Origin of the sequence: Vescimonas coprocola, from assembly GCF_018408575.1 — a bacterium.
Lineage (GTDB): Bacteria > Bacillota > Clostridia > Oscillospirales > Oscillospiraceae > Vescimonas > Vescimonas coprocola.
The window spans coordinates 1,506,941-1,520,944 of record NZ_AP023418.1; the positions used below are offsets into that span (position 1 = coordinate 1,506,941).

General features: G+C 48.0%; 19 protein-coding genes and 1 pseudogene. 4 read left to right on the forward strand and 16 right to left on the reverse strand.

What is annotated here, in order from left to right; translation table 11 throughout:
* Nucleotides 1-9 precede the first annotated feature (9 nt).
* Genes KJS28_RS07375 through KJS28_RS07410 form a run of 8 tightly spaced genes read right to left on the reverse strand, consistent with a single transcriptional unit; the run spans nt 10 to nt 4,351 of the window.
* On the reverse strand, nt 10-861 hold the full coding sequence (locus KJS28_RS07375) for a phosphatidate cytidylyltransferase (RefSeq protein WP_212820635.1): 852 nt from the start codon (nt 859-861) through the stop codon (nt 10-12).
* Nucleotides 854-1,414: a lysophospholipid acyltransferase family protein gene (locus KJS28_RS07380; RefSeq protein WP_212819537.1), complete on the reverse strand. Its 561-nt coding sequence runs from the start codon at nt 1,412-1,414 to the stop codon at nt 854-856. Before KJS28_RS07380 ends, KJS28_RS07375 begins: the two co-directional genes overlap by 8 nt.
* A 2-nt stretch (nt 1,415-1,416) precedes the next feature.
* Nucleotides 1,417-1,575: a hypothetical protein gene (locus tag KJS28_RS07385; protein WP_022177400.1), complete on the reverse strand. Its 159-nt coding sequence runs from the start codon at nt 1,573-1,575 to the stop codon at nt 1,417-1,419.
* A 32-nt stretch (nt 1,576-1,607) separates the two neighbouring features.
* Nucleotides 1,608-2,162 (reverse strand): CDP-alcohol phosphatidyltransferase family protein, encoded by a 555-nt coding sequence (locus KJS28_RS07390; RefSeq protein WP_022177399.1) that lies wholly within the window; start codon nt 2,160-2,162, stop codon nt 1,608-1,610.
* Nucleotides 2,163-2,215: 53 nt separating this feature from the next.
* Complete coding sequence (locus KJS28_RS07395) at nt 2,216-3,133, reverse strand: diacylglycerol/lipid kinase family protein (protein ID WP_022177398.1); 918 nt, start codon at nt 3,131-3,133, stop codon at nt 2,216-2,218.
* 45 nt (nt 3,134-3,178) lie between these two features.
* Nucleotides 3,179-3,577: a glycerol-3-phosphate acyltransferase gene (locus tag KJS28_RS07400; protein WP_212820637.1), complete on the reverse strand. Its 399-nt coding sequence runs from the start codon at nt 3,575-3,577 to the stop codon at nt 3,179-3,181.
* Nucleotides 3,535-3,789: a DegV family protein gene (locus tag KJS28_RS07405; protein WP_022177397.1), complete on the reverse strand. Its 255-nt coding sequence runs from the start codon at nt 3,787-3,789 to the stop codon at nt 3,535-3,537. Before KJS28_RS07405 ends, KJS28_RS07400 begins: the two co-directional genes overlap by 43 nt.
* A gap of 49 nt (nt 3,790-3,838) precedes the next feature.
* Nucleotides 3,839-4,351: a flavodoxin family protein gene (locus KJS28_RS07410; protein WP_022177396.1), complete on the reverse strand. Its 513-nt coding sequence runs from the start codon at nt 4,349-4,351 to the stop codon at nt 3,839-3,841.
* Nucleotides 4,352-4,489: 138 nt separating this feature from the next.
* Here KJS28_RS07410 and KJS28_RS07415 point away from each other — a divergent pair, with 138 nt between their 5' ends.
* From KJS28_RS07415 to KJS28_RS07430, 4 genes are all read left to right on the forward strand, one after another.
* Complete coding sequence (locus KJS28_RS07415) at nt 4,490-5,479, forward strand: oleate hydratase (protein ID WP_407701741.1); 990 nt, start codon at nt 4,490-4,492, stop codon at nt 5,477-5,479.
* A 156-nt stretch (nt 5,480-5,635) separates the two neighbouring features.
* Nucleotides 5,636-5,824, forward strand: a complete 189-nt coding sequence (locus KJS28_RS07420) for a helix-turn-helix domain-containing protein (RefSeq protein WP_212819541.1) — start codon at nt 5,636-5,638, stop codon at nt 5,822-5,824.
* A 64-nt stretch (nt 5,825-5,888) separates the two neighbouring features.
* Complete coding sequence (locus KJS28_RS07425; protein WP_212819543.1) at nt 5,889-6,563, forward strand: response regulator transcription factor; 675 nt, start codon at nt 5,889-5,891, stop codon at nt 6,561-6,563.
* A gap of 29 nt (nt 6,564-6,592) precedes the next feature.
* Nucleotides 6,593-7,627, forward strand: coding sequence for a sensor histidine kinase (locus KJS28_RS07430; protein ID WP_228298353.1), 1,035 nt, complete (start codon nt 6,593-6,595; stop codon nt 7,625-7,627).
* A gap of 132 nt (nt 7,628-7,759) precedes the next feature.
* On the opposite strand, the gene KJS28_RS07435 is transcribed toward KJS28_RS07430, so the two are convergent.
* The 8 genes and pseudogenes from KJS28_RS07435 to KJS28_RS07470 form a co-directional block, all read right to left on the reverse strand.
* Nucleotides 7,760-8,533 carry an SDR family NAD(P)-dependent oxidoreductase gene (locus tag KJS28_RS07435; protein WP_212819547.1) on the reverse strand — a complete coding sequence of 258 codons (774 nt, stop codon included), beginning with the start codon at nt 8,531-8,533 and terminating at the stop codon, nt 7,760-7,762.
* A 128-nt stretch (nt 8,534-8,661) separates the two neighbouring features.
* Entirely contained in the window at nt 8,662-9,399 is a 738-nt protein-coding gene (locus KJS28_RS07440; protein ID WP_213540421.1) for an MBL fold metallo-hydrolase, read from the reverse strand.
* A 216-nt stretch (nt 9,400-9,615) separates the two neighbouring features.
* A pseudogene (gene mobQ / locus KJS28_RS07445) lies at nt 9,616-10,458 on the reverse strand (MobQ family relaxase); the annotation flags it as partial.
* Nucleotides 10,424-10,783 (reverse strand): DUF3847 domain-containing protein, encoded by a 360-nt coding sequence (locus tag KJS28_RS07450; protein ID WP_015524579.1) that lies wholly within the window; start codon nt 10,781-10,783, stop codon nt 10,424-10,426. The gene KJS28_RS07450 and the pseudogene mobQ, both read right to left, overlap by 35 nt.
* A 44-nt stretch (nt 10,784-10,827) precedes the next feature.
* A complete protein-coding gene (locus KJS28_RS07455) occupies nt 10,828-11,013 on the reverse strand; it encodes a hypothetical protein (RefSeq protein WP_005944784.1) in 186 nt (61 codons plus the stop codon).
* A gap of 99 nt (nt 11,014-11,112) precedes the next feature.
* Complete coding sequence (locus KJS28_RS07460) at nt 11,113-12,645, reverse strand: hypothetical protein (RefSeq protein ID WP_015573038.1); 1,533 nt, start codon at nt 12,643-12,645, stop codon at nt 11,113-11,115.
* A gap of 131 nt (nt 12,646-12,776) precedes the next feature.
* The gene (locus tag KJS28_RS07465; protein ID WP_005944778.1) at nt 12,777-13,061 is read right to left on the reverse strand and encodes a DUF6809 family protein; all 285 of its coding nucleotides are present in this window, start codon (nt 13,059-13,061) and stop codon (nt 12,777-12,779) included.
* A gap of 13 nt (nt 13,062-13,074) precedes the next feature.
* Nucleotides 13,075-13,449: a TnpV protein gene (locus KJS28_RS07470; protein ID WP_213542236.1), complete on the reverse strand. Its 375-nt coding sequence runs from the start codon at nt 13,447-13,449 to the stop codon at nt 13,075-13,077.
* Between the last annotated feature and the right edge of the window lie 555 nt (nt 13,450-14,004).

Below are 14,004 nucleotides of genomic sequence, written 5' to 3' on the forward strand. Positions count from 1 at the left end.
CTCCTGCGCTTATAAAAAGAAGCCGCCTGCGTATGTGCAGAAAAGATAAGTAAACGGAACGGCAAATAAATGACTGTCAAACCTGTCCAGTATACCGCCGTGTCCCGGCAGCAGATTGCCATAGTCTTTGATGCCGCAAATACGTTTGATCACTGACATAGACAGATCACCGAACTGGCCGACAACGGAGGTCATAAGCGCCCAAAGTGCCAGCGTTCCGTAATTTACTTCAATCTTTACAAATTTCTCAACAACGATCCCGCCAAGCAGTGCCAATAGCACCCCGAACAATAGGCCGCCAAGGGAGCCTTCTATGGTCTTATTTGGGCTTACCTTCGGCATTAGCTTATGCCGTCCCAAACCTCGCCCGATCAGATAGGCGGCGACATCCGTGACAAAGCACAATGTGACAGCAAAAATCAGATAATACAGTCCGCTATTCAGGCTTCTCAGCTCCGGAATGGCTTTAAAGAGCACAATGATCAGGAGCACAATGAAAAATGCCTTGACGGGAGAGTCCAAGCTGCAATGTTTTTGCCGTATCATCAGCCAAATGGATGCTACAGTTGCAAAAATAAATGCCACCGTCAGTACGATCTCGGAACGGGGAATGTGTACGAAAGCAGCCAAAACGGCAATGAGCATAGAAACAGTAAACATCACTTCATTTTCGATTGTGCCGGTTGCGCGGTATATTTCATACACCGAAAAGGCGCAAAGGATGGCGGTAGCCACCAAAATGACCGCCGGTATGTAAGAATAGAATAGGATTAAGTAAACGGCGGCTGTTATAAACGCACCGGTTATCGTTCGCTTGAGTATGGTTGTGACCCCTCGTAATAAAACTACTGTATTATTTATCTTTTATACTATCGAGCAACATATTCCGTATTTCTGCGCCGATCGTATGTGTGGTTCCGTTTTCCACATCGCTTGCAGGAATCACCTGCACGATGTCCAAATATACATCGGAATGCCGGCGTAGGACATTCTTATGGATCTGTTCCGTTCCCCTGATGGACATAACGACAATCGGTGTGCCGGCCTTTTTGGCAATGTGGAAAACACCGTCGTGAAACGGGAGCAATTCTCCGGTTTTGCTTCGGGTGCCCTCCGGATATACACCGATAGAGACCTCGCCGCTCTGAAGCAGATCAGAAGCTTTATTGATCGTCCTCAATGCCTTTCGCGGGTTCTCCCGGTCGATCGGCATAAAGCAGCATTTCCGAATAATTCGTCCGAAAAACGGAATCTTAAAATTCTCGCCTTTTGAGATAAACGCAATATCCCACGGTTTCAGCACAAGCCACTCAATGATCGGGTCAAAATTGGAGCGATGGTTTCCGACAAACATCAGCTTTTGATTCTTAGGTATCTTCTCCAGTCCGCTTGTATATACTCTGATTCGCAGCACCTTCAAAGCAGCGGCAGAAGCGCTGTAAGCAGTGTGCGGTAAAAACGGCTGTTTTTCTCATATTCTTTTTTCGGATCGACGCATAGGCTGCAAATTGCAAGGAAGCAAATATAGAGCAGCAGGACGGCGAGAATGCCAAGCAGTATGTAAACAACAACCATTTTATCCCTCCTTGGATCTGTGGTTTGCTGATTCAGTTCGTGCGGAACAGATTCAGGTAAAACCGTATGTACAGCGTAAGGGACATAAGCATAACGCAAATGCAAATTCCGATCAGAACATTTGCCACCGTTTCCGATATACTCGGGAACAAGATAAGGCACGTCATAACCAGATACAGAACCACGGTGTTGAGCTTGCCATACCATTTTGCGCTGTTAACAACATCTTTCTTTTGAATTGCCATATACCCGAGCACGGCCATAATGATCTCCTTGACCACAAAGAGAACAATCAATCCGCGCATCCAGCGATATTTCACCGTCAAGCAGAGGATCACCGTAGCCTGCGTCAGCTTGTCTGCCACGGGATCCAAAATCTTTCCGAGGTCTGACACCATATTGAATTTGCGGGCGATGAATCCGTCAATAATATCCGTTGCACCGGAGATTAAAATCACAGCCACTGCAGCAGAATATTCCTGCTTTCCTATATATAGCCACACGATCAGCGGAATCAGCGCCAAGCGTATCACACTTAATAAATTCGGTATCGTCAATACCTGATCTTTTCTGAATATCCTATGCATATGTAATATCTCCCATCGGCCTGTCGCCATTATAATATCGTTTATCTTCGCATTTATACAGCTGCCATTTCACTGTCCTGTTTTGCTTTTTCTGCCGGTGAAACGCATGACCGAACCGTATATTCCATGACTTCCGGTACAACTTCGCCGTCGATCTGAAGCGGTGCCGGCTCATTATATTTCACTTGAATGGTCTTTCCTTCCAGAATCGTCATCTGATTCGTATACTTCAGATGCTTGCCGCTGAAAATCGACGGAAAGATCATTAGTCCACGCAGTTTGCCGACATCGTGGAATATCAGAATGGATACCTTTCCGTCTTCACGTAATCTGTACTGCTCCGGCGTCGGCATCATACCCCCGCCATAGAACCTGCCGTTCATGACAGAGGCAAGCCACACTTTTTTATATTGATAGCGTTTGCCGTCAACAACGACGGTCACATTCTTGGGCTTATAGTGAAACAGCAACCCGGTGATGGCGATCTTCGTATAATTTACCGGCTTGGGCTTTTTCCTCTTCTTGTTTTCCTCTCGGAGCTTTTCTCCAACCTCACAACAATAACCGTCAATGCCGAAACCGACATTGTTCAGGAACAATTCAGACTTTCCTTTAACGCTTACACGAGGTAGCCGTTCAAAATATGGGTTGAGGCAAACCGTTGGATCCGAAAACGGTTTTTGCCCGACATCCCTCGCAAAATCGTTGCCGGTTCCCGTGGGGTAGTAGTAGAGCTTATTGGGAATGTTCATTCCGTTAACATCGTTGACAAAACGATTCAGGGTGCCGTCTCCGCCGCATAAGATCACAGTGTCATTCGGGTCTAATCCGTTAAAAAAAGTCTTATAACTGATGATGCGGCAAATATTGATCGCCACAGCCCCTTCATTGGCATCCTGCAAGGCTTTTACGGCTTTCTCGGTCTCCGGACCGCCTGCACAGGGATTATAAAGAATATATTTTTCAGACATAAGTTCATTACCTCCTCGAAGCATCGTCCCTGTTCTGTAAATTTATCAGTGCGTGCTTAATGTAAACTTTGATTCTGTTCCGGCTTTCAAGCGCCTGAAGTTTTCCTTATGCCGCAGCGCCACAAAAATAACGATTGCAGCGTCTATCAAAATTACGGATACAGGTGCTTTGAACAGCAGCAGAAGCAATGGGCTGCAGAGCGTCGCAGCAACAGTAGCAAGCGACATATATTTTGTGGTAAGCAGCAGTACAACCATCATTCCGGTCACGATCAGACCGACCCGCCAGTCTGTTACCCAAATCGTTGAAAGACTGACGAGAAATCCTTTGCCGCCTTTGAAGCCGTACCAGATCGGATAGGCATGTCCAAGAACAGCAAAAAGGCCTGTATAGACAGCCCCTAACTGATAAAGCCCCAGATATTTTTCAAACAGCTTTTGAATTCTTCAACGGAAACCTGCGCTGTCGTGATACGCTTTCCGCCACGGATCGTCTCGTAAAGTCTGTGTGCTTCTGCGGGTGTCCATGTGAGAAGCGCCGGAGACTCTTTGCCATCCTCGATCGTGGACATTCTGGCGTAGTCGATGTCGTATTTTTCGAGTTGCTCTGCGCTCAGGTCTGCGCAGGAATCGGTGATGATCTTAACTTTTCTCATGGTAAAAACTCCTTTTTATGTAATGAATCTTTGAAATGCTGCTTGCCGGTTAGAAAGAATCAAGCTTTTCCCGGATAAACCTCACTGCGTTTTCCGCATCCGTTTCATCGGGATGCCCCTCGGACAATTTTGCCTCGGAGATCATTTTTTTGATGGCAGGATCGTCTGGTTGCTGTGCGAACTGTCTTTGGATTTTGCTCAGCACCTCCTCCGCTATCTGACCTCGACACAGCAAAATGCCGCAATAGTCGCATTCGTCCGGCAGAAAAGGTTCGATCTTGCGCTCGATAAGCCGCTTGTATTCCTCACTTGGCTCTATGCCGCAGGTCACAAACAGGAATATCTTCTTTCCGGCCAGCCGGTCCAATGCGTCCATGACTTTTAGCGGGACTGTACCGTTGTTTATGCCGAATCCTACTAAATACACATCGGCCGCAAGGGTAACTTCTTCCTCTTGCAGGTTCGTCAAAAAAGCTTGATTTTCCGGAAGACGCTTTGCAATGCCGTATGCCAGCTTTTCTGTATTGCCTGATAAACTGTAATAGGCTATTTCATAGTTCAAGTCTGTCACTCCCTTAAAAACCGTTATTTCGACATTTTCTGCGGAGAGTGTAGCAAGCAATTCTAAACTGAAACGAAACTGCCCGGATTTTCAAAAGTTTCGTTTCAGTTTAGAATTTGAATATACGATAATGGTACTATGAAACACGGAAAGGGAAAAATCTCTATCGACCTCATCGAGGACGATCTGGTGTTCATCACCAACGGCTGCTGCACCGATACCTCCTGCTATGGCGACCAGACTCATGCACCCGATCTGTCCGGCATTGAAAACGGCAAGGGCGATTCCTGGGATATGTGGAAAGCTATCGCTGCTCAGGCCGAGCACGGCGAGTACGGCAACCCGGACAAATTCTGCTCCGATGTGGATGCCACCAACTGGATGAGCGCTACCGTCGCCACTTCCAATGAAGAGATCATTCAGCACATTATGAATGTTTGCAAGCGTGACCCGCGCTCCGGCAAGGTAACCACCGGCGGCATTGTCACCGTCAAGGACAGCACCGACAACTGGTATCTCTCCTGGACCATTAACCGCCAGCCGCAGTTCAAGTCCCAAGATAAGAACATGGTGCTTGTGTGGTTGTATTCTCTGAACACCAATAAGGAAGGCAACTATGTAAAGAAGGCCATGCGGGACTGCACTGGCGAGGAGGTCTGCCGTGAGTGGCTGTACCACATCGGCATGCCGACCGAAAAGATCGATGCGCTGGCACACGATGCCTGCAACACCACCACCTGCTTTATGCCGTATATCAATTCCTTCTTCCAGCCTCGTAAGGAGTCTGACCGTCCGAAGGTCGTGCCCGATGGCGCTGTGAACTTCGCCTTCATCGGTCAATTTGCCGAGACGCCCCGTGACACCATCTTCACCACCGAGTATTCCATGCGTACCGGTATGGAGTCGGTCTACACGCTGCTTGACATCGACCGCGGCGTGCCGGAGGTCTGGGGCAGCAAGTACGATGTGCGTGAGATCCTGCGTGCCTGCTACTACGCCATCGACAAGAAGCCGATCAGTGAGGCACCGCTGTCCTTCAAGGAGAAGGAAATGCTCAAGGTGGTCCTGAAAAAGGTTAAGGGCACAGATATCGAGATCCTGCTGAGAGAAAGCGGACTCATCGAGTAAAAAATACAGAACCAATGGGCGGCTGCCGATGCACAAAAAGCGTCGGCAGCCGCTTTTTTCATTATGCGAGGAACATTTCAGCCGGCATTGACACGTCGGGCGTGATACTGTAAAATATATATAGTTCGCAGAAACGAATACAAGCGGAGGAAATGTATGGATTATATCTCTGTAAAGGAAGCTGCCGAGCAGTGGCAGGTTTCGCAGCGCTGGGTGCAAAAGCTCTGTAAGGAAAACCGGATAGACGGGGTGCTGCGTTTCGGACATTCTTATATGATTCCGAAGGATTTGAAAAGGCCTGTCGATCTTAGATACAGCATCAACAAACCTGCGAAAAAGGAATAAGTTTATTTTCAGTTGATTTTGCAGCATTATTCTATGGGAGATAATTTAGCCGAGGAGGATATTTATGTTTCACATTCTCGTTGTAGATGACGATAAGCATACCAGGAAGCTGCTCCGTGCCGTGTTGGAAAATGCCCATTACACCGTAACAACGGCAACCAACGGAGAAGAAGCGCTGGAGGCTCTGGACAAAGAGCATATTGATCTGGTTGTACTGGACATTATGATGCCGAAAATGGACGGATATGAATTTACACGGTTTGTTCGGGAAACAGATAATGCGCTGCCTATATTGATGGTAACGGCAAAGCATTTACCGGCAGATGAGAAAAAGGGATTCCTTGTGGGAACCGACGATTATATCACAAAACCGATCGACGAGGAAAAGCTGCTTTTGCGTATCAAAGCATTGCTTCGGCGTGCGCAGATCGTCAGCGAACAGAAAATCACGATTGGTGATGTTGTTTTGGACTACAATGCCTTTACGGTCACAAAAAATGGTGAAACGCAGGAGCTACCGCAGAAGGAATTTATGCTCCTGTATAAGCTGCTTTCTTATCCCGGTCAAATTTTCACCCGTATTCAGCTGATGGATGAGATATGGGGGACGGATAGCGAAACCGGTTGGGAAACCGTCACCGTTCATGTCGGGCGCTTACGCAAACGCTTTGAAGGATGGAATGAATTTGAGATCGTTGCTGTTCGTGGGCTTGGTTATAAGGCGGTGAAGAAGGTATGAATAAAAGGAAGCGAACAGGGCGGATCGCTTTGGCACTGCTGATCTCCGGCATTGTTTTTCTTACCAACACGATCGCTATGCTGCTGACGATCGTAGCTATCTATGGACTGGCCCGACTCGGAGTCATTGAAACGACCGGAGGACAGGTAGGATTACCGGAGCTTTTGAGGTTCTTCTTTTACACCAGTCTGGTTATTGGATTTCTTCTCGCCTCTTTGACAGGAAAAATCATTCTAAAACCAATCAAGCGTATTATCGATCAGCTTGACCGGCTGGCAAGCGGCGACTTCAAGACGAGACTGCATTTCGGCAAGCCTATTGCCGACCATCCCACCTTCAAGCAGGTAGAAAAAAGTTTCAATCGGGCGGCAGAAGAACTGGATTACACAGAAATGCTGCGCAGTGATTTTATCAACAACTTCTCTCATGAATTTAAGACACCGATCGTTTCTATCGCAGGCTTTGCAAAGCTTTTGCGTCGCGGAAACCTTACGGACGAACAAAAAGAAGAATACCTTGAAGTCATTGAAGAGGAATCGCTTCGGCTTTCTGCCATGGCAAACAATGTATTGAATTTGACTCGGGTGGAAAACCAGACGATCCTGACAGAGGTTACAAGATTTAACCTTTCTGAACAGATTCGTGGAGCCGTCCTGCTGCTTGCAGAAAAATGGACGCCCAAGAACCTGTATATGGATATGCAGTTCGGTGAGCATATGATATGTGCAAATGAAGAACTGCTGAAGCAGGTATGGATCAATCTGCTGGATAATGCAATCAAGTTTTCGGATCCGAACGGCACGGTATCTGTCGATATTTCCGACGGGAGCGAATGCCTTTCAATCTCTGTTTCCAACCACGGCAAAGACATCCCAAAGGACCGTATTGCCCATATCTTCAATAAGTTCTATCAGGCGGATGAGTCACATTCGTCGGAAGGAAACGGCATTGGTCTTGCCGTCGTGAAAAAAGTATGTGAGTTGCACGGCGGTGCGGTATCGGCAAAAAGCGAAAGCGGAACAACGACCTTTACTGTTGTGCTACCGAAACAGCAGAATATGTGATATTGCTATATAACAACAGCCGGAATATTCCGGCTGTTTCCTTCTACGAGCATAAAAATACCACCGGGGATTGCTCCCTGGTGGTTGATAGATGATTAAGCTACTGATTAGAGCAAACAGCGATTGCACTCATTATCCATTGACCTTCATCATAAATCTTCTGCACACACTTCTTGGCAGCAGCCGTGCAGCGATGCTCACCGTGTGAGTTGGCCAGCCACAATAGCGAAGAGTTTTTCCCTTCTGTGCAGCACGGAAACCTGCCTCTGCAACAGCCGCTGCGCTGGCAGGCTTAAACATGGAGAACATATGGGAGTTTTTCATCTGTGCGGCCTGTTCAAATCCCGTGGCAGTTGGGCCGGGGCAAAGCGCAGTCACTGTAACGCCCGTACTGCGCACCTCCTCGGCAACGGCTTCGCTGAAGCTGCGTACAAATTCCTTAGAGGCATAGTATAGGCACATCCTCGGCCCGGCACTGAATGCTGCGACCGAAGATAGATTCAGCACACTGCCATGTCTGCGCTCCACCATACCGGGCAGAAAATACCGCGTAAGCTGCACCAGCGTCATGATGTTGACTTGCAGGAGATCGGTCTGCCGCTGGGCGTCCACCTCCCAGAAGTTGCCGAAGTCACCGAACCCGGCGTTGTTGACCAGTGCATCAATGGTGATATTCTTCTCTAAGGTGTAATTGAATACTTCATAGGCGGCGTCTGGCTGAGACAAGTCCTGCGCCAGCACCCATACATGACAGTCATACTGCGTCTCCAGCTCGCTTTTCAGCTTATAGAGCTTCCCCTCGCTGCGGGCAACTACAACAAGATCAAAACCCTCTCTTGCGTATATTCTGGCAAACTCCAAACCCAGTCCGCCGGATGCGCCGGTGATAAGTACTGTTTTTCTCATATTAGCCACCTCACAATTCGATGATGTGCGGCTGCACATCGGGGTCGTGGTTGGCAAGAGACTCTACGCAGTTTGCGTTTAGGCTTTGCTCTCGTATCCATTCCAGTGACTTTTTCTGTGCCGCCTTGTCATCTGCAATGCCGGATGTGATCAGCTGCTCCCACGATTTTCGGGCGTAACCGCCATCGGCGTAGAAGTAGTATGAACCGCCCGTCAGAACCAGTAATCTTTAGCGCACATAGCCCTTTGGAATGACCAGGGATATTGACCATAACGAGGCTTTCATCCCCAAATACATCGTAGGATTTTCCCGCAAGGCCTTCCGTACCGTTCCAGTCGAAGGTCTGCATTTTCGTGCTGCGCCACCAATCCGCATTGTAGCGGATGCGGTTGACGGGCGTTTTGTTCTCCGCAAAAAGCAGCTCGTCTTTCGACACAAGGATCTGCTTTGCGTCGGCCACCAGATTCAGACCGTTGGTGTGGTCGCAATCCAGATGGGACAGCAGCACCAAATCCAAGTCGGCAGGATGAATGCCCAGCGCCGCCAACTGCTCGTCGATGGCTAAGCCTTTTTCAATTCGTCCTTGATTTGTTACATACAGCGGCAGCGAACCGAGGGACTTGATCTGCGCTTTTTTATCAAACACACCATCGGGGCTCATATTCCGATGCCATCCGCAGTCAAAGATTATCTTCCCGTGGCTGCACTCAATAAGATAGGCTGACACAGGCAGCCACAACCGTTCCGATTTCTTTGCAAACGCGCCGGATGCCTTGATCGTGCTGCAATGCTCGCCGCCAAAGGGCAGATCCGGTGCTACGCATGCCTCGCCGGTGTGGAACACATGAATTTTGATCTCTGCCATCATACATCTCTCCTTGTCTCTGATTTGATTCCATCATACAAGAGACAGCGGATAGATGGAACGACACATTTTCAAAAAGTGTCCGGGCTTGGACGCAAAAAAGCTGCGGCACTGCCGCAGCTTTTTTAGATGATCTGTTCTACGGAGGAGAGCATCTGCACACTGATGTCCGCCAGCTTTTGCGTGTCCACCTCATCAGGATGCTCCATCCAGTACGGCAATCCAATCAAACAGGAGAGCGATTTTCTTCTTGATGTCCCGGATAACGGCATTGGTTGCTCTGATCCAGCGGTTGAACTCGCCTTTCTCGGTGCGTATGCCTTTCTTCTCCATTGCCCGGACGGTTGCGCCCTCATGGACGGTGGGAAGAAGCTCCACGCCCTGACGCTCATAGCTTCGGTGGTCGATACGAACATCAAGCCCTTTCTCCGCAAACTTGGCGTTGCATAGTTCCGCCCATGTCTGCCGCCAATGTTCCAGCGTTTCGGGACTGCCCCAGTCGGTAGTGGGAACGGCATTGAAAACATACTCGCCGTTCTGGTCTCTGATACGATTTCCGTCCTCGTCCAGCTCGTACACTCGTCGTTGCTTTAGCCCCCATTTACCGTCCTGCTCGATGGGGCGGATGGGACAAAGCACATGGAAGTGTGGGTTTGGTATGCCGCCGTCCTCCCGGTCTGGCTGGTGTACGGCGAAGTCAACCACCATGCCACGGCTCACAAAGTTCTCCAATAAAAATCGCCTTGCAAGAGCGATGTTTTCCTCAAGGGAAAATTCATTCTGCAAGGCAATGTCAAAGCTGTATGCAAGCTGGGCGTTCTTTCCACGCTCGGCTTTTTCCACGGCGTTCCATAGGGTCTGGCGGTCTGCGTATTCTGGCGGTGCATGGGACGGCAAGAGAATGTCAGAGCAGATCACGCCGCCCTTGCGGGTGTAGTCGCTGTATTCGCCGTAATACTCGCTATACAATCGCTCCCCGGCACGGTAGGCGGCAGAAGCAATAGCGGACTGTCCTGCGCTTCGCTTAGTCTGCGTGACGCTCAGATGAAATAGTGCCATCGGCTTTCAACTCCTTTTCTCTGTTCGCTTGGTTGGTGTGAGTAATCGCCATGTGACGGACGGCTCGCTGGACTTCGGACAGAGAAAAGATGTACTCCATCAGCTCTGTCATTTCGGTGCGTGTGAGATCTTTGACCTCCGGGGCAAGGCTCTCAATCGTGCCGCCCAGATTGCAAAGACGATGGGTGCGTTTCTGCCTTTCGCCTTTCTCCAGATATTTCTTTCTGTTCTCAAGACGGTTGAGCTTGTGCTTCTCCTGTGCAAGCTGCGTCTCGGCTCGTTCCTTTTCGGCTCGGAGCTGTTCAAGGGTTTTCGGTTTTGTCATTGTGATTGACCTCCTTTTTTGATTTTTGGGATAAAAAAAGACCGTCAACTTTTCGCATAGTGCGACCAGTCAACGGTCAGTTTTTCGGTATTCAGTTTTTCAAACTTGCTGGCGGCGAACAGCATTTTATGCTGTTTGCGGACGGCAAGTCCACAAGGGATAGCCGCTTTAGCGGCGCAAGGGGGTGTAGCCACCTTGACGGAACGAAGTGACGCAACATTCTCGGTCAAGCAGTTTTCTTCTGCTGACGGAGAATGAAGCTCCGCAGGACGCACGATACTCCCGATAGGAGAGTATAGAAGTGCGCCCTTAGAGTTCTAAGGGTATTTTTAGATAATTGGGAATGTTTCTTTGTCAAACTGCGTAACATTGAACACGATACGCCACTCGACATCATCACCAACCGGTTCAAAGTGCAGAGCAGAACAAGCAGCATGAAGTTTTTCTTGTGAATTTGTTCCATATATAACTGCTGTCGGACCATCTGCACCACCAATAACACCAACAACAAAACAGGAACTACTGCCAACTGGACGGAACGAATGATCGTCTGGTGTAACTTCTATCGGTCTATCGCCTTCATCACAGTCAAAAACCGAAATGTTCTCCATCGGTTCAGGGGTAAGTGTATAACTCATGGCAATATAATGTGTCGGATAAATCCAGCGATCAGAACCAAAACTATTTTGAGGAACTGTCTGCTGTTCTATTTCCTGCACGGTCAGTGTATGGGTTATTCCGCTAACAGGATGGGAAAACATAAATGAATCTCCGGGTGCGTGAACTTTGAAATGTGAGCCTGGAACTTGTCCTGGTTGCTGCTCCATTGTAAGAAAAAGTTTATTGATTTCAGGGTGATGCTTGGTTCCCCAAGGAAATACGTCTCTGCATATGACCCAGCCATAAGTACTATCCAGCCCATAATGGTCGATTGCCCATTTTGCTTCCAACTCATTGATAACGCCATCTGGCAGACAAGGATTAAAGCTCACAGCGCAGCCATGGGTTGTCTGTAATATTTTCTCGTTTAACTTCAAGCAAGGTTTGAAGTTAAAACAAAGTGGGTTTTCCCATTCCATCTGCATCTGTTGCTCACGGGTAAAATTTTCACATGAGTCATTTTCCCAGTCCAGATTCCATTTTTTCATGAAGTCACGGATGCTTTCTGAATCAACTCGCATACAAAAATCAACGACAAGTCCTTTGCTACATGAATAAGCTGCCGGAATTACCCAATGATATCCAGCCCAATCGAATTGTTTATCCAGCTTGATCTCTTTTCCGGCACGGTCTTTACCTCGATGTCCCCAGAAATCTCCATCAAAATAGACCTTCCATTCAGGGGCAACCAATTCTGCTTCTGAAGTCATATCATTATCGTAATAATCTTCTGTGTATTTAATCTGACTGTAATCAAAGGAAGATTGCAGGTTTTTGATATATGTCCACGGTTGTTCCATAGGCAACAAATTCATCTTCTCTGAAATTTCCGATAAAGTTTGCTGTTGTTCCTGGGTTGTAGGGTTTTCATTGAGAAAGGCTTCAAACTGTGCTTCGTTCCACATCCACGCTTGTTCCACTGCCGCCACATCACCACAAGCCAGTATAAGCCGCAGAAAGTCGGTAAAATTTTCAGCTACTGGATGAACATAATCAGGAGAAGTATTCATGGGGCTGACAGAGAAAACCATCTCTCCAAATCCACGAATGAAACAGAAGTGGATACCATCTATCCCTGCCCATCCAAAAACCGATGCCCCTTTTGGGGTACAAAAATAATTTGTATTATCCTCACGGAGTTCAACTCCCACAGGACTTAAATCGACACCCCGCTGTAAAAATTTTTTCAAAATTCTATTCATTAAGCATCCCCCCATAAAATTAGTGCTATCACGCTCTTTATTGTAGTAAATTTTATCACAAGAGTGTGAATAAATCTACTGGCGAATGCTGAAACCGCCCGAACAGTTTCTTTCTGCTCAGGCGGCTTTCTTCATCTATTTTTCTTTCTTCTGCTGCACTTGTTCATGGGCTTCCTGCTGAACATCAGCCCAGCGGAAAAGCCATACTTGAAGTGACTTTCACTTTCTTCACATTGGGCGATTGCTGTCTGCGCCCGGAGTTCCTGCACCAGCTCATAGTCCTCTTTGCTGAGCCGCTGGGACAACTGCTCCATGAGCTTTTCACAGGCTATGACTGCCTTTCGGTATTCCGGTGATGTAGGTACAACTGTCTCGCAGGGATAAAACTCCCCATTATACATGGCTTCCAAAATCATAGCTTTACCTCTCTCAACAGTAGATTAGTTCCGTCTTGATGATTTCCTCTGCCCGGCAGCGGATGGAGTTCATTGACTGCACCCATAACATCTGATTTTCCGCTTTCATGGCTTCGGTCACGCCCTCGGCTTTCATCATCTGCCGGATAATCAAGTCCAGCCTGTCTGCCGCCTGCTCGTTCAGATCGGCAACGACGGTGTGGAGGCTGCCGGACAAAATTAGCTCGTTGTAAAGCATGGGACGGTGCAATTTCAGATAGGACTGGTGCAAGCGTCCCCAATGCCCAATAGGTCGGCGTTCCTCCGGCAGCTTCAAGTCCGGCACATAGTAGTCGCCCACCAACACATAGGTATACGCACCAATAACTGCCGAGGCGATGACTTCCATGATAAGCCCGCGGTTTGGCACAGCATCTTTCTCTGGGAACCGGAGCCTGAAGTGATATTTGATGGCATCCTTCCATTTGGCGATATAGGCAAGATTCGGCTGTGCCACCAGAAAGGCATAGTTTTCCTCCCAATGGGACTTGATATAGTCCAATGTCTGAGCGAAGAACACATTCAGATTCATCTCCACAAAACTGCCTCCGGCGGTTGCTTTTGCAATTTTTAGAATGCCACCAATCAACTCGTCCTCGATTTCCGCTTTCAGCGTACCGAGATTGTCATAGTATTCATAAAATGTTGTCCGAGCTACCGGTGTCTGCACACACAGCTCCTTAACATTCATTTGGTCATAGCTTTTTTTACGGTAGAGATCAATAAAAGTGGTTTGTATTGCTCGCTTTGTGCTGTTCATAATATTCCGATTATCTCCAGTTTAAAGTTCTGATTTTAGGATATTATAGCATACTTCTGCGAAGTTTTCTACTGCTTGCACAGGAATGACCCGGTGTGGGTTTTACTCATGCCGATAATGGCTCATAGTTCGATTATCGGTAAA

Bases quoted from the DNA above. Each gene is read 5' to 3' on its own strand.
- KJS28_RS07385 (WP_022177400.1), bottom strand. From the start codon at position 1,575: ATGGTTGTTGTTTACATACTGCTTGGCATTCTCGCCGTCCTGCTGCTC.
- KJS28_RS07390 (WP_022177399.1), bottom strand. From the start codon at position 2,162: ATGCATAGGATATTCAGAAAAGATCAGGTATTGACGATACCGAATTTA.
- KJS28_RS07395 (WP_022177398.1), bottom strand. From the start codon at position 3,133: ATGTCTGAAAAATATATTCTTTATAATCCCTGTGCAGGCGGTCCGGAG.
- KJS28_RS07405 (WP_022177397.1), bottom strand. From the start codon at position 3,789: ATGAGAAAAGTTAAGATCATCACCGATTCCTGCGCAGACCTGAGCGCA.
- KJS28_RS07415 (WP_407701741.1), top strand. From the start codon at position 4,490: ATGAAACACGGAAAGGGAAAAATCTCTATCGACCTCATCGAGGACGAT.
- KJS28_RS07420 (WP_212819541.1), top strand. From the start codon at position 5,636: ATGGATTATATCTCTGTAAAGGAAGCTGCCGAGCAGTGGCAGGTTTCG.
- KJS28_RS07425 (WP_212819543.1), top strand. From the start codon at position 5,889: ATGTTTCACATTCTCGTTGTAGATGACGATAAGCATACCAGGAAGCTG.
- KJS28_RS07435 (WP_212819547.1), bottom strand. From the start codon at position 8,533: ATGAGAAAAACAGTACTTATCACCGGCGCATCCGGCGGACTGGGTTTG.
- KJS28_RS07440 (WP_213540421.1), bottom strand. From the start codon at position 9,399: ATGGCAGAGATCAAAATTCATGTGTTCCACACCGGCGAGGCATGCGTA.
- KJS28_RS07450 (WP_015524579.1), bottom strand. From the start codon at position 10,783: ATGACAAAACCGAAAACCCTTGAACAGCTCCGAGCCGAAAAGGAACGA.
- KJS28_RS07460 (WP_015573038.1), bottom strand. From the start codon at position 12,645: ATGAATAGAATTTTGAAAAAATTTTTACAGCGGGGTGTCGATTTAAGT.
- KJS28_RS07465 (WP_005944778.1), bottom strand. From the start codon at position 13,061: ATGATTTTGGAAGCCATGTATAATGGGGAGTTTTATCCCTGCGAGACA.
- KJS28_RS07470 (WP_213542236.1), bottom strand. From the start codon at position 13,449: ATGGAAGTCATCGCCTCGGCAGTTATTGGTGCGTATACCTATGTGTTG.